We start from the raw sequence: 23,063 nt of genomic DNA, 5'->3' as shown, positions 1-23,063 counted from the left end.
CTAAGTGATTGAATAATGAACAAAACAGAATTCTACGCGGATCTGAATCGCGATTTTAAGGCATTAATGGCAGGGGAAACCAGTTTCTTAGCCACTCTGGCAAATACCAGTGCGTTACTGTACGAACGCCTTTCTGACGTGAACTGGGCGGGCTTTTATCTGCTGGAAGGCGACACGCTGGTGCTGGGGCCTTTCCAGGGGAAACTCGCCTGCGTACGCATCCCGGTAGGTCGCGGCGTGTGCGGTACCGCAGTGGCGACCCGTCAGGTTCAGCGTGTCGAAGATGTTCATGCGTTTGACGGCCACATTGCCTGCGATGCCAGCAGCAATTCTGAAATCGTACTGCCGCTGGTGGTTAAAAATCAGATTATTGGCGTTCTGGATATCGACAGCACGGTCTTCAGCCGCTTTACTGCCGAGGATGAGCAGGGGCTGCGCGCGTTGGCCGCAAACCTGGAAAATGTTCTGGCAGAGACCGATTATCATAAATTCTTTGCGAGCGTCGCAGGATAATCAACGGATAACGTAGCATTTACTGATAGCGTCATTATAATGTCGCCTGTTCATGCCTGCGCTTGTTGGCAACGTCCGTTGTAATCAGGAAATTTCATGGAAAATCAACCTAAGTTGAATAGCAGTAAAGAAGTTATCGCATTTCTGGCCGAGCGTTTCCCGCAGTGCTTCAGCGCTGAAGGTGAAGCGCGTCCTCTGAAAGTCGGTATCTTTCAGGATCTGGTCGCGCGCGTTGAGGGGGAGATGAACCTCAGCAAAACGCAGCTTCGTTCTGCCTTGCGCCTTTATACCTCGAGCTGGCGTTACCTGTACGGTATCAAGCCGGGTGCGACCCGTGTCGACCTTGACGGCAACCCGTGTGGTGAGCTGGACGAGCAGCACGTAGAACATGCGCGTAAGCAGCTTGAAGAAGCTAAAGCTCGCGTTCAGGCACAGCGTGCTGAACAGCAGGCCAAAAAACGCGAAGCCGCAGCGGCAAACGGTCAGGAAGACGCCCCTCGTCGCGAGCGTAAACCGCGTCCGGCACCGCGTCGTACTGAAAATAACGATCGCAAACCGCGTGCTGACAAACCAGCAGCTAAAGCCCCACGTGCGCCGCGCGAAGAGCCGCGCCACACCCCAGTTTCGGACATCAACGCCCTGAGCGTAGGTCAGTCTCTGAAGGTTAAAGCGGGTAACAATGCGATGGATGCCACCGTACTGGAAATCACCAAAGATGGCGTTCGTGTACAGCTGACTTCTGGTATGTCAATGATTGTACGCGCAGAACACTTGTTGTTCTGAAACGGAGGCCGAGCCTGGCATGAACACTTTTTTTAAGCTCACCGCGCTGGCTGGCCTGTTTGCTATAACAGGCCACGCTTTCGCTGTGGACGATATTACGCGTGTTGATCAAATTCCGGTTCTTAAGGAAGAAACTCAGCACGCGACGGTGAGTGAGCGCGTGACGTCGCGCTTTACTCGTTCGCACTATCGTCAGTTCGATCTCGATCAGGCCTTTTCGGCCAAAATCTTTGACCGTTATCTGAACTTGCTGGATTACAGCCATAACGTACTGCTGGCCAGCGATGTCGAACAGTTCGCTAAACGCAAATCCGAAGTGGGTGATGAGCTGCGCTCCGGAAAGCTGGATCTTTTCTACGATCTGTACAACTTATCGCAAAAGCGCCGTTTTGAGCGTTATCAATACGCGCTGAAAGTGCTGGAACGTCCGATGGACTTCACCGGCAACGACACCTTTAATCTGGACCGCAGCAAAGCGCCATGGCCGAAAGATGAGGCTGAACTGAATGCGCTGTGGGACGGAAAAGTCAAATATGACGAACTGAGCCTCAAGCTCACAGGCAAAGACGAGAAAGAGATCCGTGAGACGTTAAACCGTCGCTACAAATTCGCAATTCGTCGTCTGGCGCAGACCAACAGTGAAGATGTTTTCTCGCTGGCGATGACCGCGTTTGCGCACGAAATTGATCCGCACACTAATTATCTCTCTCCACGTAACACCGAACAGTTCAATACCGAAATGAGCCTGTCTCTGGAAGGTATCGGTGCTGTGCTTCAGATGGATGATGACTACACCGTTATCAACTCCATGGTGGCCGGTGGCCCTGCGTCGAAAAGCAAAGCGATCAGCGTAGGCGACCGTATTGTCGGTGTAGGTCAAACCGGAAAGAGCATGGTGGACGTGATTGGCTGGCGACTTGATGACGTAGTTGCGCTGATCAAAGGGCCGAAGGGCAGCAAAGTTCGCCTGGAGATCCTGCCAGCCGGAAAGGGGACCAAAACCCGTATCGTTACTCTGACCCGTGAGCGTATCCGTCTGGAAGATCGCGCGGTGAAAATGTCGGTGAAAACCGTGGGTAAAGAGAAGGTTGGCGTTCTGGATATCCCTGGCTTCTACGTTGGCCTGACCGATGATGTAAAAGTGCAGCTCCAGAAGCTTGAAAAGCAGAATGTCAGCAGTGTGATCATCGACCTGCGCAGCAACGGCGGCGGGGCATTGACCGAGGCCGTCTCGCTCTCAGGGCTGTTTATCCCGTCTGGCCCGGTGGTTCAGGTGCGCGATAACAACGGTAAAGTGCGTGAAGATGCCGATACCGATGGCGTGGTCTACTATAAGGGTCCGCTGGTGGTGCTGGTCGATCGCTTCAGCGCCTCTGCATCGGAAATCTTCGCTGCTGCCATGCAGGATTACGGCCGGGCGTTAATCGTCGGCGAACCGACGTTTGGCAAGGGCACCGTTCAGCAGTACCGCTCTCTGAACCGTATTTACGACCAGATGCTGCGTCCTGAATGGCCGGCGCTGGGCTCAGTACAGTACACCATTCAGAAGTTTTACCGTGTTAACGGCGGCAGTACGCAGCGCAAAGGCGTGACGCCGGACATCATGATGCCGACAGGTACCGAAGAGACGGAAACGGGCGAGAAGTTTGAAGATAACGCGCTGCCGTGGGATAGCATTGATGCCGCGACATTCGTGAAATCGGGTGATATGAAACAGTTCGGTCCGGAACTGCTGAAAAATCACAACGACCGCATCGGGAAGGATCCTGAATTCCAGTACATCATGAAGGACATCGCGCGTTTCAACGCTCTGAAAGCGAAACGGAACATTGTCTCTCTGAACTACGCCCAGCGTGAGAAAGAGAACAATGAAGATGACGCGACACGTCTGGCGCGTATCAACGATCGCTTCAAACGTGAAGGCAAGCCTCTGCTCAAAAAACTGGACGATCTGCCTAAGGATTACCAGGAGCCCGATCCGTATCTGGACGAGACGGTGCATATCGCGCTTGATCTCGCGAAGCTGGAAAAAGAGAAACCTGCCGTACAACCTGCTCCGACAAAATAATCCCCCAACAGGCACAAGAAATTGTGCCTGTTTCTTTTTGTTCCTCATCCTTCCGTCAGGCAGATTTCCAATTGTGTAAAGTTGTGTCTTTCTGGTGACTTACGCCGTCTGGATGCTTGAAAATAGCCGCAATACCCATACGATGTGGGTAATCGCATAGTGCGTTTTGTTAAACTGAGGTTAAAAGAATATTATGATGCGAATCGCGCTCTTCCTGCTCACCAACCTGGCGGTGATGGTGGTATTCGGGCTGGTGCTAAGCCTGACGGGAATTCAGTCGAGCAGCGTTCAGGGTCTGTTGATTATGGCGCTGCTGTTTGGTTTCGGCGGCTCTTTCATTTCACTGCTGATGTCGAAGTGGATGGCACTGAAATCCGTAGGCGGTGAAGTTATTGAGCAGCCGCGTAACGATATGGAACAGTGGTTGATGAGCACGGTTGCTCAGCAGTCAAAGCAGGCGGGCATAGCCATGCCGCAGGTGGCGATCTACCACGCGCCGGATATCAACGCGTTTGCTACCGGTGCGCGTCGTGACGCGTCCCTGGTGGCCGTCAGTACCGGTCTGCTGCAAAACATGAGCCGTGACGAAGCGGAAGCGGTTATTGCTCACGAGATCAGCCACATCGCTAACGGCGATATGGTCACCATGACCTTGATCCAGGGCGTGGTGAACACCTTCGTTATCTTTATTTCCCGTATTCTGGCGCAGATTGCTGCCGGATTTATGGGTGGCAACCGTGATGAGGGTGAAGAGAGCAACGGTAACCCGCTGATCTATTTTGCTGTTTCAATGGTGCTGGAGCTGGTGTTCGGTATCCTGGCAAGCATCATTACCATGTGGTTCTCCCGTCATCGTGAGTTCCACGCGGATGCCGGTTCTGCGAAACTGGTGGGTCGTGAGAAGATGATTGCTGCGCTGCAACGTCTGAAAACCAGCTACGAGCCGCAGGAAGCAAACAGCATGATGGCCTTCTGTATCAATGGTAAATCAAAGTCGCTGAGCGAGCTGTTTATGTCACACCCGCCGCTGGATAAACGTATTGAAGCGCTGCGAAGCGGCGAGTACCTGAAGTAATACCCGCCGGATGAAAAAAACCGGGCAGGAGACAATCTCCGCCCGGTTTTTTTATGCCTGCGCCTTTGGCTGGGTCACACGAAGGCCGCTAATGATAGCCGCGAGGGTCGCCAGTGTCCCTGCGGTAATCAGCGCAACGTGTGTCGCATTTTGCCCGGCAAGGTTAAACATCAACGCCACCATTGCGGCCCCGGTGCTTTGCCCTAACAGTCTTGCCGTACCCAGCATCCCGCTGGCACCACCGCTGCGATGACGTGGGGCAGAGGTGATAATTGTGTGGTTGTTAGGTGACTGGAACAGACCAAAACCTGCCCCGCACAGGATCATGCGCCAGATAATATCCAGATCCCCCGGCGAGGAGGGCAGGAGCGACAGCGCAAACAGTCCTGCTGCCATGACGATCAGCCCGATAGCCCCCAGCAGTCCGGCATGAACGCGCTCAATAAGGTACCCGGCCAGCGGGGCCATCACCATGGTTGCCAAAGGCCAGGGTGTGAGCAACAAGCCTGTTTCCACTTCCGAACGGCCAAGCACGCTCTGCAAAAAGAATGGCAGCGCAACCAGCGCCAGCATCTGGGCGCAGAACGAGCAAATGGAGGTACAAATTGATAGCAAAAACAGCGGAATACGCAGCAAATCGACCGGCAGTAACGGCACGGGCAGCGCCAGCTGGCGTCGTACAAAGAAAAAGCCGATGATAAGCAGGGCAACGATTTCTGCGGCAATGAGCGACAAAGACTGTCCCTGCGCAAATCCGCTCAGCGCAGTAATCAGCAGGCCAAAGGTCAGCGCGTTCATCACAGCGCTGGGCAGGTCAAAACGTGGCATGGTGTTTTTCGGACCATTTTCCGGAAGATAGCGCAAGGCGAAGAAGATCGCCACAATGCCCAGCGGCACGTTAATGGCAAACAGCCACTGCCACGAGGCAACGGACAGAATGGCGGCGGCAATCGTCGGCCCGGCGGCGGACGACACGGCCACAATAAAGGAGTTAATGCCCATGCCGCGCCCCAGATGGCGATGAGGATAGATAAGCCGTATCAGGGCCGTGTTCACGCTCATTAGCGCCGCACCGCCAAAACCCTGTGCGATACGCGCAAGCGTAAGGGTGTGCAGTGAATCGGAAAGGGCACAGAAGAGCGAGGTGAGAGTAAAGACCACCAGCCCGCACTGATAAACCCGGCGATAACCAAACATATCGCCCAGGAAAGAGAGTGACAAAAGGGAAATCACAATCGCTATCTGGTACGCGTTCACAATCCAGATGGAGCTTGCCGGAGAAGCATTAAGGTCTTTGGCAATGGTAGGAAGAGCCACATTGGCAATCGCACCGTCAAGGACAGCCATCGAAATGCCGATGACAATAGTGGCAATTGCTCCGTACCGCTGGGGTAAGGGCAGGCCATCAGAAACGTTTTTTTGCATGGGAAAAGAATGACTCAGTGTGAAATTATTTTCAGAGTAACTATTTTAGCATCGTTATTTCGGTTTTATGTCGCAGATTTGTAACGAAGTAAACCCAGATAGATTGCAGCGCGCATCACACGAATTTATAATAAAAACCGGTTCTGATTTTTATAAAACACTCTCCATGAGGTGATAAATGGCAATCGCAGATTTGGATAAGCAGCCAGATTCTGTTTCTTCCGTGCTGAAGGTGTTTGGCATCTTGCAGGCGCTCGGAGAAGAGCGTGAAATTGGTATTACAGAGTTGTCGCAGCGTGTGATGATGTCGAAAAGCACCGTTTATCGCTTTTTGCAGACGATGAAATCATTGGGTTATGTCGCGCAGGAAGGAGAATCAGAAAAATATTCTCTGACCCTGAAACTGTTTGAATTGGGCGCCCGCGCCTTGCAGAACGTGGATCTGATCCGCAGCGCTGACATTCAGATGCGTGAACTTTCGCGGTTGACGAAAGAGACAATTCACCTCGGCGCACTGGATGAAGATAGCATCGTTTACATCCACAAAATTGACTCCATGTACAACCTGCGCATGTATTCACGCATCGGTCGTCGTAACCCGCTGTACAGTACCGCAATTGGTAAAGTCCTGCTGGCCTGGCGCGATCGTGAAGAGGTTAAGCAAATCCTTGACGGTGTGGAATACAAACGCAGCACCGATCGCACGATTACCAGTACGGATGAACTGCTGAGCGTGCTGGATAACGTGCGTGAGCAGGGTTATGGGGAAGATAACGAAGAGCAGGAAGAAGGGTTGCGCTGCATCGGTGTGCCGGTGTTTGACCGCTTCGGCGTTGTCATTGCGGGACTGAGCATCTCTTTCCCAACGCTGCGTTTCTCCGAAGAGCGTCTTCATGAGTATGTGGCAATTCTGCATACCGCAGCGCGCAAAATTTCAGAGCAGATGGGCTATAACGAATACCCGTTCTGATCAATGCCTCCAATAAAAACGCCGCACTCTTGCGGCGTTTTTGTAAGCGAAATTTAGCTCTGATTAGCCGTTATCCACCACAACAGATGATTTACGCAGCACAGGACAGTTGGTTAACCCGATGATCCCGCTGTCGGAATGGATGTACTGAGCCGTGCTTACCCCCTGGGCGGTGAGATATTTACACTGAATACCCAAACCCGCGGCATTCTCTTTGCTTCCCATTAATACGCCATACCCACTTAACAGCAGGCCGATCCACACAAGTGCCAGTACAATTATCGTACGAACGAGTAAACGCATCGATGCCTCTTTTTTCTTTGTTGTCATGGAGTAAGCGTAACGGGTTTACGCAGTGAAACAAGTGCACGATTCCGAAAAGCGTCTGTTGAAGGTACAGTTAGCCCCTGTTTAAGATAGCCGTGATAACCTGGCTACATCAGGTCATAAGACGGAGTGTGGAGTGAAAAAAATACGCTGGGTAATTCTGATTATAGTGCTGATAGCATGCGTGGTGCTGTGGACGCAGACTATCAATGTGATGTGCGATCAGGATGTACAGTTCTTTAGCGGCATTTGTTCAATCAATAAGTTTATCCCCTGGTAGTGGCTATTTTTGCACTGAGCGATGTCCTTACGTGGCTGCAGTGGTAAAATGACTGTTTTTACTGAGGTGGTGAAATGGGTGAGTTAATGAATTCGGGGCTGCTGAGCATTGCATCCCTGGTAATGTCTTTAGTGGTGCTGGTCGTTGGACTGGTGCTGTGGTTCTTCGTTAATCGCGCCAGCTCCCGCACAAACGAGCAGATTGAGCTGCTGGAAGCATTGCTCGATCAGCAGAAACGGCAGACTGCGTTGCTGCGTCGTCTGTGCGAAGCCAACGAGCCGGAGGAGAAAGCGGTGCCGAAGGAAGCTGATGTTCAAAAACAAGACGAGGAAGAGTTCATTCGCCTGGTGGCCGAACGATAGTCTGCCCGGAACGGGGAGGTGGCCTGACGTGCGGCGTAAATCTCCTCCCTTATCAAATGTGACCCATAACATCCAAACATATAATTAAGCAGCAGTTAACTACTGTTTCAGTATACTGAAAACTGGCGAATATTTATCCTTATACAAGTCGTACCGTTTCGTTGAATAAATTGTGAGCTTTAACTTTCCTGAAGTGTTTTATTTTTATCGAAACGTTTTGCTTGCCTTGTTTTGAGGCAGAGTCATAAAAATTTCATTATTTTGGTGCAGAATAACGCTTATTAAATGGTGGATTTTAATACAGTTAGCAATATGTATTTAACATCGTTTATTCACTGTCTCACTCTGGTGCATTGCGATGTTTTCAGCATAACTTTTCACAAAATGTTCTAACTCAGTCATTCCTTTAAAGAAATTCAGGGATTGGGATGGACGCTTTGAAATGATTGAGCTATGTTTAAAAAGTCTTTGATTACAGGGCGCGTCAGCGCACCCTGTGGGCGGTGAGGTCAGGTGGCGCTTCATTTGACAATTCGCATAACTGTGCAGATTGTTATGGAGTAACGCCTGAATTTGTGCGGCGGATCGAGACACGTTTAAAAATGGCTTGCCATATTAAACGTTGTGTGTGATAACACGTTTTGGGTCAAACGAGGTACAGTTCTGTTTATGTGTGGCATTTTCAGTAAAGAAGCCCTGAGTAAACACGTTGTCGTTGAATACCGCTTCTCTGCCGAACCTTATATTAGTGCCTCAAGCAGTAATGTCTCAGTTTTATCTATGTTAAAGCCTGCGGGCTAAGAAAACACTCTAAGGAATTTTGCAAATGGCAAAGATTAAAGGTCAAGTTAAGTGGTTCAACGAGTCTAAAGGTTTTGGTTTCATTACTCCTGCTGACGGCAGCAAAGACGTGTTCGTACACTTCTCTGCAATCCAGGGTAACGGCTTCAAAACTCTGGCTGAAGGCCAGAACGTTGAGTTCGAAATTCAGGACGGCCAGAAAGGCCCAGCTGCGGTTAACGTAACTGCTATCTGATCGAATCACTGCTGACTGAAGCGCTCAGCGCTTCGATCTCAGACATAAGCCTCGCCGATGCGGGGCTTTTTTATTCACTTATTTTTCAAAATGTTACGTATTCCTCCTCTGTTATTATCTTGTTGCAAACCCGCGAAATTATTAGCATTGTTTTCCCGCCTTATTATCCCTTTTTCCCGTTAAATCAGGGCGTTGATTAACAGCCCTGGGGTTAAAGTGAAAAAAAAGACAATAACGGCCAACGGAAACTTTACACCGGCACGTTTTGCACTTCTGTGTCTCGCCATCTTTTGTAGCCTTGCTTTTCTGTTAGGCCGCGTGGCATGGCTACAAATTATCAAACCGGATAATCTGGTGAAGCAGGAGGATATGCGTTCCCTGCGCGAAGTGGCGATAGACGCCCCGCGTGGGATGATTGTTGACCGTGAAGGGCGTCCCCTTGCGGTAAGCGTACCTGTCCAGGCCGTCTGGGCCGATCCCAAAACTGTGCTTGATAAAGGGGGGATTGGCTTTGATTCGCGCTGGCAGGCCCTGGCAAATGCTTTACACCTTTCTCTGAGCACGCTCGCATCGCGAATAAACAGCAATCCGCACGGGCGATTCATTTATCTAGCTCGTCAGGTTGATCCCTCCCAGGCAAAGTGGATTGATAAGCTGCGTCTTCCCGGTATCAACCTACGCGATGAGTCCCGCCGCTTTTATCCTGCCGGACACGTGGCGGCAAACCTGATTGGCTTCACTAATATTGATGGTCAGGGTATTGAGGGCGTCGAGAAAAGCTTTAACACGCAGCTCACCGGGAAGGCAGGCGTGCGGCTGGTCAGGAAAGATCGCTACGGGCATGTGGTTGAGAACCTCACGGAGGTGGCGCCCGTACCGGCACATAATATCCAGCTTAGTATCGATGAACGCCTGCAAACTATCACCGAAGACGCGCTGGACAATGCCGTGGCGTGGAATAAAGCCGAGTCAGGAGCGTCGGTGCTGATTAATATCCAGACGGGCGAAATTCTGGCGATGGCGAGCTTCCCTGACTTCAACCCCAACAATCGGGAAGGGGCAACGCTGGATGACTTTCGTAATCGCGCGATCAGCGACACCTTTGAACCGGGTTCGACCGTTAAGCCTCTGGTGCTGATGACGGCGCTACAGCAGGGGCTGGTGCAGCCTGACAGCGTGATAGACACGCATCCCTACACCATTGATGGTCATCGTATTCGCGATGTGGGTTACTACCCCGAGCTGACCATGACCGGGATCCTGCAAAAATCCAGCGACACGGGCGTATCCCGTCTTTCTCTCGCGATGCCCGTGCAACGGTTACTTGATACCTATAAAAACTTTGGTTTTGGCGAGAGTACCGGGCTTGGCTTAACGGGAGAAAGCTCAGGTTTACTGCCGCAGCGAAAATTCTGGAGTCAGTTAGACAGGGCGACCTTTGCCTTTGGGTATGGCCTGATGGTTACCCCCCTCCAGCTGGCGCATGTGTATGCCACCATCGGTAGCTATGGCATTGAACGGCCTCTGTCCATCACCCGTATCGATCCCCCCGTGATTGGCAAACGGGTGATGCCCGGGGAGATTGTTCACGAGGTGGAACACATGATGGAGAGCGTCGCGTTACCCGGCGGTGGCGGGATCAAAGCGGCGGTGCGTAACTATCGTGTGGCGATTAAAACCGGGACGGCCAAAAAAATCGATGAACACGGTAAGTATGTGGATAAATACGTCGCCTACACAGCAGGCGTTGCGCCCGCCAGCGATCCCCGTTTTGCACTGGTGGTGGTGATCAACGATCCGAAAAACGGAGCCTACTACGGCGGGGCCGTTTCCGCGCCCGTGTTCAGCGAAATTATGGGTAACGTCTTGCGTCTGGAAAACGTGAAGCCAGACGGGCTGCCGGCAGATTCTGACCATCTGATCGTGATGCGTCACCCAGCCGTTTATAACCCTGGCGAATAGCGGTACACTTCGCCTTTTGGTTTTCGCCCTGGAGCTGTCATGTCTTTCAGTTGTCCCCTTTGCCACGCGCCGCTGACGCGCGCGGAGAAAACGTTTATCTGTCCACTGGGACATCAGTTTGACCGGGCTAAAGAGGGCTATGTCAATCTTCTGCCGGTACAGCACAAGCGCTCCCGGGATCCGGGTGACAGCGCGGAGATGATGCAGGCGCGCCGTGCGTTTCTTGATGCCGGGCACTATCAACCGCTCAGGGATGCCGTTGTCGACTTACTCCGTCAATATCTGACAGAAGGCGCATCCGCCATGCTGGATATCGGCTGCGGTGAGGGCTACTACACCGCCACGTTTGCTGACATCGCGGCTGGGAAGGGCGCCGAAACTTACGGGCTGGACGTGTCGAAAGTGGCTATCCGTGCAGCAGCAAAACGCTACTCAGCGGTAACGTTCTGCGTGGCCTCCAGCCACCGCCTGCCGTTTGAGGAAGCGAGTATGGACGCCGTAGTGCGTATCTATGCCCCGTGCAAGGCAGAGGAGCTGGCGCGCGTCGTTAAGCCCGGCGGGTGGGTTATCACCGTTACGCCGGGACCGCGTCATCTGCTGGAGCTAAAAGGGCTGATCTATGATGAAGTTCACCTGCATGCGCCGCACTCTGAACAGCTGGCGGGCTTCGCGTTAAAGCAGGCGCAGTCAGTGGCGTATGAGATGACGTTGCAGGGAAGTGAAGCGGTGGCGTTACTGCAAATGACGCCGTTTGCGTGGCGGGCAAAACCAGAGGTGTGGGAAACGCTGGCAGCACAGACAGAATTTCGCTGCCAGACGGATTTCAGCATCCATTGCTGGCAGCGCGAAGATTAACCCGCGAAGTGTGCCCAGAGTATTTGGGCACCAATTCCGATCAACACGATACCGCCCAGAATTTCGGCGCGTTTGCCTAACAGCGGGCCAATGAACCGCCCCACCATCATCCCCAGCGTTGACATAATCAGCGTGGCGCAGCCAATCGCCAGCGCGGTGGCGATAATATTGACCTGCAAAAACGCCAGACCGACACCGACGGCCATTGCGTCCAGGCTGGTTGCGATAGCGGTTGTCACCAGAAGCCAGAAGCCGTGGCGTTGCAGCGGCGCATCATCTTCATCGCTGTTGCCACGAAAACCTTCAATTACCATGCGTCCGCCGAGGAACACCAGCAGCACGAAGGCGATCCAGTGGTTCCACTCCAGCACAAACTGGCTGGCGAGCATCCCCAGACCCCAGCCAATAAGCGGCGTCAGCGTTTCGATTGCGCCAAAGATGAGACCGGTGCGCAGGGCTTCGGAAAATTTAGGTTTATGGAGGGTGGCACCTTTACCGATAGAGGCGGCAAATGCGTCCATGGACATGCCAAAAGCCAGAAGGATCGTAGCGGAGATATTCATAAGTGCGTCCAGACCGGGGGTATCCATATGACACATCACTGCCCCCAGTAAACAGCAGTTGATGTATCTATGGTCTCGCCTGATCGCTTTTGGCACAGTAAGTGTGCTGAAAACGATCCGTACGCGCCACGTTTTGCAACGAGTATGTTGACACGTACATTTCCCGCAGGCAGGAAATCGGCTACTCCCCAACGACGGACGCAACCTTAACATATTTTGAGAATATAAAACAACAACGAAGATGGCTTTATATAGCCACTATATTGATAACGATTTTCATTTAGGTTTATGCGTGAAAGTATCGTTAATAAATATAAGTTAATTCGCAGGGGAGATATAGCATCGGCTATATTGCTGGTTTGAGAATAATACAATACATAGCCGATGCTATAAAATTAATTCATTGAGTTTTAAGGAGTAATTTGTAGATTTTTTCCAGGTCGTCAATATTTTTGACCCGAATGAGCAGGCGGCGTTGTTCTAATTGCATCACCAGAACTCCGTCTTCGGATAAATTCATCTCTTTAATGCGGTTATATTCTATCCAGACATTGGCGAAGAAGAATCCGTGTTTTTTAAAAATGAGTTTTGGCGAGCGGATCCAGAACAGGTAAATCGCCATTAATGCCAGCGCACATAATAACCATGTGGTTAATATTGCGCCGTGGCTGGTCACATTATTGTAAATCAGGATGACTACCAGACCGGCGAAGATAAACGCATCAATGCGCCCACGGCGTAAGAGGGGAAGGGTCAGCAGCGTCTCGCCGTGGCGGCGAGGCATAATGAACTCGTCATAGATCGCGTAAGCCAGAAGGGCAACAATAAATAAAACCAGTACGGTGTCCGTGACAGTCATTCATCCTCCAGATAAAAAGACCGGGGGCAAGCCCCCGGTCGGTAACGCATTTTATTACAGACCCAGCAGGCCGACGGCGTAGCCCGCGATACCGATGACGAAGAAGCCAACGATGATCCAAAGCGGGTTCACTTTCTTACGCAGCAGCCACATACAGGCGAAGGTTAACAGCAGCGGTACCAGGCCAGGCATCAGCTGGTCCAGAATAGTCTGCACGGTGGTGACGCGCGTCTGACCATCCTGACCGGTGATCGTCGATACCACCAGCGGGATGTTCACGTGCGTCCACTTGTTAACCAAAGCCCCCATTACAAACAGGCCGAGGATTGACGCCCCCTCAGTCAGTTTTTGCAGGAAGCCGCCGCCCATATCCTTAACGATATCCACCCCTTTACGGTAACCGTACGCCACGCCGTAGTAGCGGGTCAGCAGACGCACCGCGTTGAACAGGATAAAGAACAGCAGGGGACCAAGCAGACTGCCGCTCATGGCGATCCCGGCGCCCAGTGCCGCAAAGACCGGACGCACGGTACCCCAGAAGATCGGGTCGCCCACGCCTGCCAGCGGCCCCATCAGACCGACTTTAATACCGTTGATAGCACCATCGTCGATCTCAGCCCCGTTTGCACGCTGCTCTTCCATCGCCAGCGTTACGCCCAGAACAGGCGCCGCTACGTAAGGGTGAGTGTTGAAGAATTCCAGGTGACGCTTAATTGCCTGACGGCGTGCTTCGTTGTTTTCCGGATACAGGCGTTTGATTGCCGGCACCATGGAGAAGCAGAAGCCGAGCGCCTGCATACGTTCGAAGTTCCATGAACCCTGAAACAGGTTAGAACGGATGAACACGCCACGAATATCACCCGGAGTGAGTTTTTTCTCAGTGGTAGTTTTTGTCATATCAACCATTTCGCTCACCTGTTAGTCCAGTTCGTTATCGAGATCGTTGTTACCAGCAGCCTGCGCAGGGGCACCCGCGACACGGTTGTATTTCGGGCTGAGCTGGATATAAAGAATCGCCATCACCGCACCAATCACACCCAGCGCAACCAGGTTGAAGTTGGTGAATGCAGCGGTAACGAAGCCAAGGTAGAAGAACGGCATCAGATAGCCTGCGCGCATCATGTTGATGACCATCGCGTAACCTACGACCACAATCATACCGCCCGCGATATTCAGACCGCCGGTGACCACTTCTGGTATGGCGTTCAGCATACTTTGAACTTCACTGGTCCCAACGGAAATCGCCACGATAACGGCCGGAATAGCGATACGCATCGCCTGCAGGAACAGGGACGAGACGTGGATCCAGGAGAGCGCTGTCAGGTTGCCGTTATCGGCCGCCTTATCCGCCGCGTGCTGGAAGGCAACGGTGATGGTACGAACAATGATGGTCAGCACCTGGCCTGCCGCGGCCAGTGGAATGGCCAGCGCGATACCGGCACCGATACTCTGATGACCGGCGATAACCAGAACGGTCGAAATAATGGACGCCAGCGCGGCATCTGGCGCAACTGCCGCACCGATGTTCATCCAGCCGAGGGCGATCATTTCCAGGGTACCACCGATGATGATACCGGTTTTCATGTCACCGAGAACGGCGCCAATCAACGTACAGGCCACCAGAGGGCGGTGGAACTGAAATTCATCAAGTACGGACTCCATACCCGCAATACACGCGACGATGAACACCAGCACAATCTGAAGAGTAGTAATCTCCATTGCACTTCTCCTATTACATAAGCTCTATATGAAAAACCGGCCCGGGCTTATTTCCCCACTTTGCCGATCAAATCCATCATTTTCAGTTTCTGATCCGTGGAAACCTTACGGGCTTCCAGCTCGATACCGCGTGCATTCAGCTTGTTGAAGGCCTCGATATCTTTCGCATCCACTGAAATCGCGTTGTTGACCTGCGTTTTGCCCTGACGGAAAGCCATACCGCCAATGTTAACGGAGGTGATTTTCACGCCGCCTTCAACAATGCGTTCAACGTCTGTCGGGTTGGTGAACAGAAGCATCACGCGTTCGCCCGCATATTTCGGGTTGTTGTAAACGCGGATCATTTTGGCGACATCCACGACGTGCGCGGTGACGCCCGGCGGTGCAACCTGGGTAAGAAGGGTTTTACGGACAGTGTCGGCGGCCACTTCGTCACTGACCACGATGATGCGTTGTACGTTGGTCTCTTTGGTCCAGCGCGTCGCCACCTGGCCGTGGATCAGACGGTCATCAATACGCGCAAGGCCGATAACCATGTAATCGTTCGGACCCATTGGCTTCGCCGGTGCCGCGGCTTTTGGTGCAGCAGGGGCAGGGGCAGGTTTTTCAACCGGCTGTGCTTTCAGCGCCTTCACGCCTTCGCGACCGGTTTCCACCGCCAGCGCCACCAGCTCGTCAAAGCCTGGGTTGTCGTCACGCGCCATGAAGGTTTCCACCAACATTGGGATATTTACCCCGGCGACGACTTCATAATGCTCTTTATCGACGACAATGCGGCTGGCAGCGTTGAACGGGCTGCCGCCCCATGTATCCACGAGAAACAGCACGCCTTTGCTGGTATCCAGCTTCTCAAGCTGAGCAGTGTACTTTTCAATCAGCGTCTCGGCGTTTTCACCGGGAACGAAATCGATCCAGCCGACGTTTTCCTGCTCGCCCAACAGCATTTCTGCCGTTTTGAGTAACTGCTCCGCAGCCCAACCATGTGTGCCTATGACAATAGCAATGGTCACTTGCTACCTCCTATTATTATCATTTATACGTCTGCCAGGCAGGCGTACTGAGAATCGTATTGGCGAACCGAATCGATTCAGATAAGGGTTAGAGTTCTAAAAAACCAAGACTTCCGCGAATTATTTTAGATAGTGAAAAAATAATTTATGTGATGAAGATCCGTAATTTAGCTACGCCTTACAGATTTTTCTGTAAGATAAACCACGTGTGTTACAGAAGTTTGCAAAGGAACGTAAATCTTTGCTAAAAACCCATTGTCTCTGATATGTTTAGCGTCCGTTTAATTATTCAGGAGTATAGGGCTACAGCCCACTATATGGACCGTCACCGACGTCAGTCATCTTCCAGGCCATTCCGCGCCTTATTCACCGGCGACCTTCGCCACGCATCGACCCCCATTCCCTTTGAAATGCCCGAAATTAGCGGGGCACCGTTTTGTCATTCCTTTAGCAGGAGCGTGTCATGGAATTCTTAATGGACCCGTCAATCTGGGTAGGCTTGCTTACGCTGGTCGTGCTGGAGATCGTTCTCGGTATTGATAACCTGGTGTTTATTGCCATCCTTGCGGATAAGCTGCCGCCGAAACAGCGTGATAAAGCCCGTCTGATCGGCCTCTCGCTGGCGCTGATCATGCGACTGGGCCTGCTGTCCGTGATCTCGTGGATGGTTACGCTGACTAAGCCTCTGTTCACCGTCATGGATTTCACCTTCTCCGGCCGTGATTTAATCATGCTGGTGGGGGGGCTTTTCCTGCTGTTCAAAGCTACAACAGAGCTGCATGAACGGCTGGAGAACCGGCAGCATGATGATGGTCACGGTAAGGGGTATGCCAGCTTCTGGGTGGTGGTCCTGCAGATTGTGGTGCTTGATGCGGTCTTCTCACTGGATGCGGTGATTACAGCGGTTGGCATGGTGAACCATCTGCCGGTGATGATGGCGGCGGTTGTGATTGCGATGGCGGTAATGCTGCTGGCGTCGAAACCGCTGACGCGTTTCGTCAACCAACATCCGACGGTCGTCGTGCTGTGTCTGAGTTTCCTGTTGATGATTGGTCTGAGCCTGGTGGCAGAAGGTTTTGGTTTCCATATACCGAAAGGCTACCTGTACGCCGCGATTGGCTTCTCGATTCTGATCGAGCTGTTTAACCAGATTGCGCGCCGTAACTTCATTAAGCAGCAGTCGAATCAGCCGCTGCGCGCGCGTACCGCCGATGCGATCCTGCGCCTGATGGGCGGGCGTCGTCAGGTGAACGTGCAGGCGGATAACGAGAACCGTAACCCGGTTCCGGTGCCGGAAGGCGCGTTTGTGGAAGAAGAACGCTACATGATCAACGGCGTGCTTTCGCTGGCCTCCCGCTCCCTGCGCGGCATTATGACGCCGCGCGGTGAAATCAGCTGGGTGGACGCCAACCTGAGCGTCGACGAAATTCGCCAGCAGCTGCTCTCCTCGCCGCACAGCCTGTTCCCGGTCTGTCGGGGCGAGCTGGATGAGATCATCGGTGTGGTGCGCGCGAAAGAGATGCTCGTGGCGCTGGAAGAGGGCGTCAACGTCGAGGCCGTAGCGGCCGCGTCGCCTGCCATCGTGGTGCCGGAAACGCTGGATCCGATTAACCTGCTGGGCGTGTTGCGTCGTGCTCGCGGGAGCTTTGTTATCGTCACCAACGAATTTGGTGTGGTACAAGGTCTGGTAACGCCGCTGGACGTGCTGGAAGCCATTGCCGGTGAATTCCCTGATGCGGATGAAACGCCAGAAATCGTTGCCGACGGTGACGGCTGGCTGGTGAAAGGCACCACCGACCTGCACGCGCTCTCGCACACGCTGGGCGTCGAAAACGTGGTCAATGACGATGAAGACATCGCCACGGTAGCGGGGCTGGTGATTGCCGTTAACGGGCAGATCCCGCGTATCGGTGATGTGCTTGAGCTGCCGCCGCTGCAAATTACCATCGTTGAAGCCAACGACTATCGCGTTGATATGGTTCGTATTGTTAAAGAGCACTCTGTACACGACGAAGAAGAGTAACGCTATCTAGCGTAACGGCAATAAAGGCACGATGTGTCCGTTGTGACGGGCTGGCGGAGGGTTACTTTCCGCCAGCCATTTCGGAAACTCCCGCAGCGGCATCGGCCGCGCATACAAGTACCCCTGTAAAATATGTACGCTGTGGCGGCGCAAATAGCGTGACTGCTCCTCGGTTTCAACCCCTTCTGCAACCAGTTCAATATTCAACCGCTGGCCCAGCGCAATAATAATATCTGTTACCGTTGAGTTCACGGCGTCGGTGCCGATCGCGGTGGTGAAGGATTTATCAATTTTCAGCACGTCCGGGTGAAGTTTTTCAAGCCACGAAAGAGAACTATTGCCCGTACCAAAATCATCAATCGCAAGCTTCACCCCTTTGCGATGCAGCTCCCGCACGATGCGGTAATCCACATCGAGCAACGCATCGCGCTCGGTTAACTCTACAATCAACTTTTGAACAGGGTTCGCCTTAAACCAGATGCGGTTAAGATCCCGGATCAGCGCAGCGCGGCGAAAATGGCTGGCGGCCACGTTGATGCCAATATGGAAATCCCGTGAGGCCGGGAAAAAGCCTATCTGCCGCACCGTTTCGCTGATGACGTAGCGGGTAAGCGGAACAATCAGGCTATGTTCTTCAGCCAGGGGGATAAAGACATCGGGAGAAATCCAGCCCTGACGCGGGTTGTTCCAGCGCAGGAGGATCTCGACGCCAACGCATTCCCGGGTGCGGGCGTTTACCAGCGGCTGGCAGAAGAGTTCAAACTCCCGGGCAGCAATCCCCATATTAATTTCCCAGGTGAAACTTATGCGTCGCGCCGTGGCAAGCCAGGCGATATAGCCCATCAGTAAACTGAGCATCAACGCCAGCGGTAGCTGGGTGGGCAGATTTTTCAATGCCATTTGGCCTGCCCCCGGGCCGCTGACCGTGACGCTGAAAGGGTAGTGCTGTGAAGACTGTTCCAGCAGGGAGGCGTGTTCATCGAAGGTCGGCGTATTCGTCACCTGCTGCCCGTCGCGGAGAAAATTATCGCCTACTCTCAGGACCACGTCGGTGATTTGTGGCCGCTGTGGCTCCAGAATCATTTTGGTGATGAGATCGATATTCACTACCTCCATCAACCCGTCACTGCCGTCGCCCGCAAGGGGTGACCACTGAATCAGTACCGGACTGCCCTTTAACAGCCACCGATCGGTCAACAAGATCAGCCTGGGTTCACTGGACGGAAGCATCGGCTCAATGTCACTGACGGGCATATTTCGGCTGCCAAATACGCTCGAGCAATACAGTATTCCGTCTTTGACGAGGGCGATCGAGCGCACGGTCTGGAGGATCGCCGCCTGTTTTCGCAGAATCGGATTCGCTTCAGCGCAGGGTATATCAACCAGAAAACGTAGAGTTTCACGCTGGGTTTCTAACGCAAGAAGCACCTTATCAAGCGCACGCACGGTGTGGTGAGTAAAGTCGTGGATCCGATCCTGATTAATGTTGCGCTGTGAAATAAAGCGAATGCCCAGCGTCAGGACGAGCGTAACGAGCGCAACCGTAACACAGACGATAACGCGTTTTCGGCGATAGTCTTTAATGATCGTTTGTGCAGTTTGCATGAACGGTCGCCTGATAAGCACCGGCCGGAAAAGCCAGACGCAACAGTGACAGTGTAGTGGGGAAAACGTGAAGCGACGAGAGGCGGTGGGAAAATTCGCCCATCTGTTGCAGATGGGCGAAAAGGAAGGTTTAGTCGCACTGCACCTTAATGGCCAGACCGCCGCGCGAAGTCTCACGGTACTTCGCGTTCATGTCCTTGCCGGTTTCGTACATTGTTTCAATAACCTTATCCAGTGACACGCGTGGCTCGCTGGTACGGCGCATCGCCATACGCGAGGCGTTGATCGCTTTGACGGAGGCGATGGCGTTACGCTCAATGCACGGTACTTGCACCTGGCCGGCAACCGGGTCACAGGTCAGACCGAGGTTGTGCTCCATGCCGATTTCCGCCGCCACGCACACCTGCTCAGGGCTTGCGCCCAGCAGTTCCGCCAGACCGGCCGCCGCCATAGAGCAGGCCACGCCCACTTCACCCTGACAGCCTACTTCGGCACCGGAGATGGAGGCATTCATCTTGTACAGCGCGCCGATAGCGCCTGCCGCGAGGAAATAACGGATATAGATCTCCGGTGTCACGGGCTCAATAAAGTGATCGTAGTAGGCCAGCACCGCCGGAACGATACCGCACGCGCCGTTGGTTGGCGCCGTCACCACGCGACCACCCGCTGCGTTCTCTTCGTTAACCGCCAGCGCAAACATGTTCACCCAGTCAACCACATTCATAGGGTCATTGGAGAATTTGTCGGTGGTGACCAGCATACGGCGAAGCGCAGAGGCACGACGCGGCACACGCAGTGGCCCAGGCAGAACCCCCTCGGTGTTCATCCCGCGGTCAATACAGGCGCGCATGGTTTGCCACACGTTAGCAAAATAGTCTTCGATCTCTTTCTTGCTGTGCAGCGCCAGTTCGTTCTGCATCACCATGCCGGAGAGGGAGAGACCGGTCTCTTTGCAATAGGCCAACATCTCGGTGGCAGATTTAAACGGATAGGGCACATTCACATCGCCCGCGCTCTCTTTGCCAAAGTGTTCTTCGTCAACGATAAAGCCGCCGCCGATGGAGTAGTAGGTTTTACTGTAGATCTCTTTTTCGCCGCTCCAGGCGTGGATGGTCATACCGTTTTCATGCAGCGGCAGGTTGTCGCTACGAAAACGCATCCCGTCATCCTGCGGGAATTCCACTTCGTGCTGACCGTTAGCCAGCAGCAGACGACCGCGCGTTTCCACGTCGCGGATAAATGCCGGAATGGCATCAATATCAACTGTGTCCGGCATATTGCCCGCCAGACCCATAATAATGGCGATATCGGTGTGGTGGCCTTTACCCGTTAATGACAGTGAACCGTAAACGTCTACGGCGACACGGGTAACGCTTTCCAGTAATCCTTTTTCGACCAGATCATCGACGAACTGTTTACCGGCCTTCATCGGCCCTACAGTGTGGGAAGAAGATGGACCAATCCCCACTTTGAACATGTCGAATATACTAATCACTTTCACACTCCTGACAGGGTTACTGGGGTTCCAGTAACGATGTTATAACTGCGCATAGTGTAAGAGGGAACACTAACCTCGGCTTAACTATTCACATGAATTAAACTAATGGTTAACGATGGTTTAGCTAATAGCGCGACGCCGATCGCAAACCTGCCAGAAAAGGGTGGAATGTAAAGTATAGTCAAGGCTTCAGGCCGATTTGTAGCGCAAGCTCACGAATGATGCCTGCCGTCATGCCCCAGACAAAATAATGCTGATACCACGACAGCCAGACCCGATGATCGTGCCCGCGGCGGTGAATATCCAGAGGATGATAGCGGCCCAGACGAAGGGCCTCTTCAAGCGGCATTTCGAACACCGCTGAAACTTCATCGACGCTGGCGTGATACTGAAGATCGGGCGGAATAATGCCGACGACCGGCGTGACCTGAAAACCGGTTACGCTGTCCACTGGCGGCAGCACGCCAATTACCTCGACTGCCTCCGGGGGGATCGCCACCTCCTCATGCGCTTCGCGCAGCGCGGCGGCAATCAGGGAAGCATCGGTGCTGTCCACCGCGCCGCCCGGAAACGCAACCTGACCGGCGTGTTTTCGCATATGCGGTGAGCGCTGGGTAAGCAACAGACCCGGCTGTTCACGACGCACGACCGGGATCAGTACTGCCGCCTGACGTTGATTCAGCGCGGCGCGGTTAACCTGGGGCCGCAGAAGCTGAAAACGCGACAGAAAATCATCCAGCGTCAGGTTGTCTTTCTTCACCGTGAGTTCTCCAGTTGTTTCAGGATACGATTCACTTTATCAAAGGTTTCCTGATATTCCGCTCCGGCCTGGCTGTCGGCTACAATGCCGCCGCCTGCGGAACAGTAAAGGTTACCGTCGCAGGCCGTCAGGGTGCGAATAGTGATGCTGGTATCCATGGTTCCGCACAGGCTCACATAGCCGATGCTGCCGCACCAGGCGTTGCGGCGATGCGGTTCCAGTTCGTCGATGATCTCCATCGCGCGGACCTTCGGCGCGCCGGTGATGGAGCCGCCCGGAAACGCGGCGCGGAGCAGATCGCAGGCGGTCCGCGAGGCCGGCAGGCGTGCAGTGATAGTACTGACCAGATGATGTACCGCCGGGAAAGGCTCCACAACGAACAGCTCCGGCACGCGCACGCTGCCCGGCTCGGCGACGCGGCCAATATCATTGCGCATCAGATCGACAATCATCAGGTTTTCAGCGCGATCTTTCGGCGAGGCCGCCAGCGTCTCCGCCTGCTGGCGGTCGGCGTTAGCATCGGCAAGGCGCGGCAGGGTGCCCTTGATCGGGCGGGTCTGAATAATACCGTCAGCCAGATGAATAAAACGCTCAGGCGAAAGGCTGAGGATGGCGCCGTGTTCAAGGCGTAAAAATGCGCTAAACGGGGCCTTATTGCTGGCATTGAGGCGAGTAAATGCCTGCCATTCGTCTCCCCGGTACGCCGCCTGGAAACGCTGGGCAAGGTTGACCTGATAACAGTCGCCGCTGTGAAGATACGCCTGCACGCGAGAGAATTTTTCCGCATATTCCGCCGCGCTCATGTTCGAGTGCCAGCCAGAGGTCAGCATAAAGTGTTCCGCTGTGGCGGGCCGTTGCGCCTCAAGCCAGGCCAGACGCGCCTGCACGTCTCGGTGGCTAAGCAGGGAAACCGTCTGCTTACGGTGATCCACGATTAGCGCCCAGTCATACAGCCCGACCGCTATATCCGGCAGGGAAATATCCGCCTGCGCATGCTCGGGCAGCTTTTCGAAACGGCGACCCAAATCGTAACCAAACAGGCCCAGCGCGCCCCCCTGGAAAGGCAGATCCGGATCCGGTGTGGCAGATAAGCCCAGAGCATGGATCTCGTTCTGAAGCCGCATCAGCGGATCGTCCGTGGGTGACAGCGCATCGGTAGTCAGCGTTTTAACCGGGTCGGCCACCAGAATATCAAAGCGGCTGTAGGGGTGAACCGCATGCCCGGAGTGCAGCAGCATGGCAAAAGGAAGGTGGCTCAGACGGGCAAACCAGAACTCGGCGGCGTCTGCACGCCAGGGTAAGGTCATAACAGTGGGGAAGCGCATGTTCATGTATGGCATACTACCGGGTAGCGTGAAATAATTAGCGCG

The 23,063-nt window shown here is 53.6% G+C and carries 22 protein-coding genes and 1 pseudogene; 12 read left to right on the top strand and 11 right to left on the bottom strand.

What is annotated here, in order from left to right; translation table 11 throughout:
- Positions 1 to 15: 15 nt before the first annotated feature.
- The 4 genes from ACQG0S_RS12840 (at position 16) to htpX (ending at position 4,439) form a co-directional block, all read left to right on the top strand.
- Positions 16 to 513, top strand: coding sequence for a GAF domain-containing protein (locus ACQG0S_RS12840; RefSeq protein ID WP_038416256.1), 498 nt, complete (start codon positions 16 to 18; stop codon positions 511 to 513).
- Between the two features lie 96 nt (positions 514 to 609).
- A complete protein-coding gene (gene proQ, locus ACQG0S_RS12835; RefSeq protein WP_003859895.1) occupies positions 610 to 1,296 on the top strand; it encodes an RNA chaperone ProQ in 687 nt (228 codons plus the stop codon).
- A 19-nt stretch (positions 1,297 to 1,315) separates the two neighbouring features.
- The gene (prc, locus tag ACQG0S_RS12830) at positions 1,316 to 3,364 is read left to right on the top strand and encodes a carboxy terminal-processing peptidase (protein ID WP_003859896.1); all 2,049 of its coding nucleotides are present in this window, start codon (positions 1,316 to 1,318) and stop codon (positions 3,362 to 3,364) included.
- A gap of 193 nt (positions 3,365 to 3,557) precedes the next feature.
- Positions 3,558 to 4,439, top strand: a complete 882-nt coding sequence (gene htpX, locus ACQG0S_RS12825) for a protease HtpX (protein WP_003859899.1) — start codon at positions 3,558 to 3,560, stop codon at positions 4,437 to 4,439.
- A 51-nt stretch (positions 4,440 to 4,490) separates the two neighbouring features.
- Here htpX and ACQG0S_RS12820 read toward each other — a convergent pair whose 3' ends face one another.
- Positions 4,491 to 5,864 carry an MFS transporter gene (locus tag ACQG0S_RS12820; RefSeq protein WP_426750421.1) on the bottom strand — a complete coding sequence of 458 codons (1,374 nt, stop codon included), beginning with the start codon at positions 5,862 to 5,864 and terminating at the stop codon, positions 4,491 to 4,493.
- 178 nt (positions 5,865 to 6,042) lie between these two features.
- Between ACQG0S_RS12820 and kdgR the strand changes: the two genes are divergently transcribed.
- A complete protein-coding gene (gene kdgR / locus ACQG0S_RS12815) occupies positions 6,043 to 6,834 on the top strand; it encodes a DNA-binding transcriptional regulator KdgR (protein ID WP_048966748.1) in 792 nt (263 codons plus the stop codon).
- Positions 6,835 to 6,897: 63 nt separating this feature from the next.
- Here the strand turns inward: kdgR and ACQG0S_RS12810 are convergent, their stop codons facing one another.
- The gene (locus tag ACQG0S_RS12810; protein ID WP_022648454.1) at positions 6,898 to 7,137 is read right to left on the bottom strand and encodes a YobH family protein; all 240 of its coding nucleotides are present in this window, start codon (positions 7,135 to 7,137) and stop codon (positions 6,898 to 6,900) included.
- Positions 7,138 to 7,297: 160 nt separating this feature from the next.
- Here ACQG0S_RS12810 and mgrB point away from each other — a divergent pair, with 160 nt between their 5' ends.
- The 6 genes and pseudogenes from mgrB to rlmA all read left to right on the top strand — a co-directional run bounded on the left by mgrB (position 7,298) and on the right by rlmA (position 11,656).
- On the top strand, positions 7,298 to 7,441 hold the full coding sequence (mgrB, locus tag ACQG0S_RS12805; protein WP_003859906.1) for a PhoP/PhoQ regulator MgrB: 144 nt from the start codon (positions 7,298 to 7,300) through the stop codon (positions 7,439 to 7,441).
- A gap of 74 nt (positions 7,442 to 7,515) precedes the next feature.
- Complete coding sequence (locus tag ACQG0S_RS12800; protein ID WP_022648453.1) at positions 7,516 to 7,803, top strand: YebO family protein; 288 nt, start codon at positions 7,516 to 7,518, stop codon at positions 7,801 to 7,803.
- Between the two features lie 669 nt (positions 7,804 to 8,472).
- A pseudogene (locus tag ACQG0S_RS12795) lies at positions 8,473 to 8,617 on the top strand (DUF2627 domain-containing protein).
- Positions 8,618 to 8,629: 12 nt separating this feature from the next.
- A complete protein-coding gene (gene cspE, locus ACQG0S_RS12790; protein ID WP_001062678.1) occupies positions 8,630 to 8,839 on the top strand; it encodes a transcription antiterminator/RNA stability regulator CspE in 210 nt (69 codons plus the stop codon).
- 216 nt (positions 8,840 to 9,055) lie between these two features.
- Complete coding sequence (ftsI, locus tag ACQG0S_RS12785) at positions 9,056 to 10,801, top strand: peptidoglycan glycosyltransferase FtsI (RefSeq protein ID WP_023300357.1); 1,746 nt, start codon at positions 9,056 to 9,058, stop codon at positions 10,799 to 10,801.
- A 39-nt stretch (positions 10,802 to 10,840) separates the two neighbouring features.
- Complete coding sequence (gene rlmA, locus ACQG0S_RS12780) at positions 10,841 to 11,656, top strand: 23S rRNA (guanine(745)-N(1))-methyltransferase (RefSeq protein WP_048966749.1); 816 nt, start codon at positions 10,841 to 10,843, stop codon at positions 11,654 to 11,656.
- Here the strand turns inward: rlmA and mntP are convergent.
- The 5 genes from mntP to manX all read right to left on the bottom strand — a co-directional run bounded on the left by mntP (position 11,653) and on the right by manX (position 15,807).
- Complete coding sequence (mntP, locus tag ACQG0S_RS12775; RefSeq protein ID WP_032622454.1) at positions 11,653 to 12,219, bottom strand: manganese efflux pump MntP; 567 nt, start codon at positions 12,217 to 12,219, stop codon at positions 11,653 to 11,655. The genes rlmA and mntP overlap by 4 nt on opposite strands.
- A 400-nt stretch (positions 12,220 to 12,619) precedes the next feature.
- Positions 12,620 to 13,078 (bottom strand): DUF986 family protein, encoded by a 459-nt coding sequence (locus ACQG0S_RS12770; RefSeq protein WP_022648449.1) that lies wholly within the window; start codon positions 13,076 to 13,078, stop codon positions 12,620 to 12,622.
- A gap of 54 nt (positions 13,079 to 13,132) precedes the next feature.
- Positions 13,133 to 13,984, bottom strand: a complete 852-nt coding sequence (locus ACQG0S_RS12765) for a PTS mannose transporter subunit IID (protein ID WP_006810994.1) — start codon at positions 13,982 to 13,984, stop codon at positions 13,133 to 13,135.
- 12 nt (positions 13,985 to 13,996) lie between these two features.
- Positions 13,997 to 14,797: a PTS mannose transporter subunit IIC gene (gene manY / locus ACQG0S_RS12760; RefSeq protein ID WP_022648448.1), complete on the bottom strand. Its 801-nt coding sequence runs from the start codon at positions 14,795 to 14,797 to the stop codon at positions 13,997 to 13,999.
- Positions 14,798 to 14,844: 47 nt separating this feature from the next.
- On the bottom strand, positions 14,845 to 15,807 hold the full coding sequence (manX, locus tag ACQG0S_RS12755) for a PTS mannose transporter subunit IIAB (RefSeq protein WP_022651434.1): 963 nt from the start codon (positions 15,805 to 15,807) through the stop codon (positions 14,845 to 14,847).
- Between the two features lie 463 nt (positions 15,808 to 16,270).
- On the opposite strand from manX, the gene yoaE reads away from it, so the two are divergent.
- Positions 16,271 to 17,830, top strand: a complete 1,560-nt coding sequence (gene yoaE / locus ACQG0S_RS12750) for a CNNM family cation transport protein YoaE (RefSeq protein ID WP_023300354.1) — start codon at positions 16,271 to 16,273, stop codon at positions 17,828 to 17,830.
- Between the two features lie 6 nt (positions 17,831 to 17,836).
- Here yoaE and ACQG0S_RS12745 read toward each other — a convergent pair whose 3' ends face one another.
- The 4 genes from ACQG0S_RS12745 to pabB form a co-directional block, all read right to left on the bottom strand.
- A complete protein-coding gene (locus ACQG0S_RS12745; protein WP_048966750.1) occupies positions 17,837 to 19,435 on the bottom strand; it encodes an EAL domain-containing protein in 1,599 nt (532 codons plus the stop codon).
- A 130-nt stretch (positions 19,436 to 19,565) separates the two neighbouring features.
- Positions 19,566 to 20,930, bottom strand: coding sequence for an L-serine ammonia-lyase (sdaA, locus tag ACQG0S_RS12740; protein ID WP_048966751.1), 1,365 nt, complete (start codon positions 20,928 to 20,930; stop codon positions 19,566 to 19,568).
- A 184-nt stretch (positions 20,931 to 21,114) separates the two neighbouring features.
- A complete protein-coding gene (locus ACQG0S_RS12735) occupies positions 21,115 to 21,693 on the bottom strand; it encodes a CoA pyrophosphatase (RefSeq protein ID WP_022648443.1) in 579 nt (192 codons plus the stop codon).
- Positions 21,690 to 23,024, bottom strand: coding sequence for an aminodeoxychorismate synthase component 1 (gene pabB, locus ACQG0S_RS12730; protein WP_048966752.1), 1,335 nt, complete (start codon positions 23,022 to 23,024; stop codon positions 21,690 to 21,692). The genes ACQG0S_RS12735 and pabB overlap by 4 nt, the downstream gene beginning before the upstream one ends.
- Between the last annotated feature and the right edge of the window lie 39 nt (positions 23,025 to 23,063).

Source organism: Enterobacter cloacae complex sp. 418I7, from assembly GCF_050030705.1.
Lineage (GTDB): Bacteria > Pseudomonadota > Gammaproteobacteria > Enterobacterales > Enterobacteriaceae > Enterobacter > Enterobacter intestinihominis.
Note: the sequence above shows the minus strand (reverse complement) of the source record. Positions and strands in the feature narration are given on the sequence as shown.

Excerpts from the sequence above, each read along its gene's own strand:
- ACQG0S_RS12840 (WP_038416256.1), top strand. The coding sequence starts at position 16 with ATGAACAAAACAGAATTCTACGCGGATCTGAATCGCGATTTTAAGGCA.
- proQ (WP_003859895.1), top strand. The coding sequence starts at position 610 with ATGGAAAATCAACCTAAGTTGAATAGCAGTAAAGAAGTTATCGCATTT.
- prc (WP_003859896.1), top strand. The coding sequence starts at position 1,316 with ATGAACACTTTTTTTAAGCTCACCGCGCTGGCTGGCCTGTTTGCTATA.
- htpX (WP_003859899.1), top strand. The coding sequence starts at position 3,558 with ATGATGCGAATCGCGCTCTTCCTGCTCACCAACCTGGCGGTGATGGTG.
- ACQG0S_RS12820 (WP_426750421.1), bottom strand. The coding sequence starts at position 5,864 with ATGCAAAAAAACGTTTCTGATGGCCTGCCCTTACCCCAGCGGTACGGA.
- kdgR (WP_048966748.1), top strand. The coding sequence starts at position 6,043 with ATGGCAATCGCAGATTTGGATAAGCAGCCAGATTCTGTTTCTTCCGTG.
- ACQG0S_RS12810 (WP_022648454.1), bottom strand. The coding sequence starts at position 7,137 with ATGCGTTTACTCGTTCGTACGATAATTGTACTGGCACTTGTGTGGATC.
- ACQG0S_RS12800 (WP_022648453.1), top strand. The coding sequence starts at position 7,516 with ATGGGTGAGTTAATGAATTCGGGGCTGCTGAGCATTGCATCCCTGGTA.
- cspE (WP_001062678.1), top strand. The coding sequence starts at position 8,630 with ATGGCAAAGATTAAAGGTCAAGTTAAGTGGTTCAACGAGTCTAAAGGT.
- rlmA (WP_048966749.1), top strand. The coding sequence starts at position 10,841 with ATGTCTTTCAGTTGTCCCCTTTGCCACGCGCCGCTGACGCGCGCGGAG.
- mntP (WP_032622454.1), bottom strand. The coding sequence starts at position 12,219 with ATGAATATCTCCGCTACGATCCTTCTGGCTTTTGGCATGTCCATGGAC.
- ACQG0S_RS12770 (WP_022648449.1), bottom strand. The coding sequence starts at position 13,078 with ATGACTGTCACGGACACCGTACTGGTTTTATTTATTGTTGCCCTTCTG.
- ACQG0S_RS12765 (WP_006810994.1), bottom strand. The coding sequence starts at position 13,984 with ATGGTTGATATGACAAAAACTACCACTGAGAAAAAACTCACTCCGGGT.
- manY (WP_022648448.1), bottom strand. The coding sequence starts at position 14,797 with ATGGAGATTACTACTCTTCAGATTGTGCTGGTGTTCATCGTCGCGTGT.
- yoaE (WP_023300354.1), top strand. The coding sequence starts at position 16,271 with ATGGAATTCTTAATGGACCCGTCAATCTGGGTAGGCTTGCTTACGCTG.
- ACQG0S_RS12745 (WP_048966750.1), bottom strand. The coding sequence starts at position 19,435 with ATGCAAACTGCACAAACGATCATTAAAGACTATCGCCGAAAACGCGTT.
- pabB (WP_048966752.1), bottom strand. The coding sequence starts at position 23,024 with ATGAACATGCGCTTCCCCACTGTTATGACCTTACCCTGGCGTGCAGAC.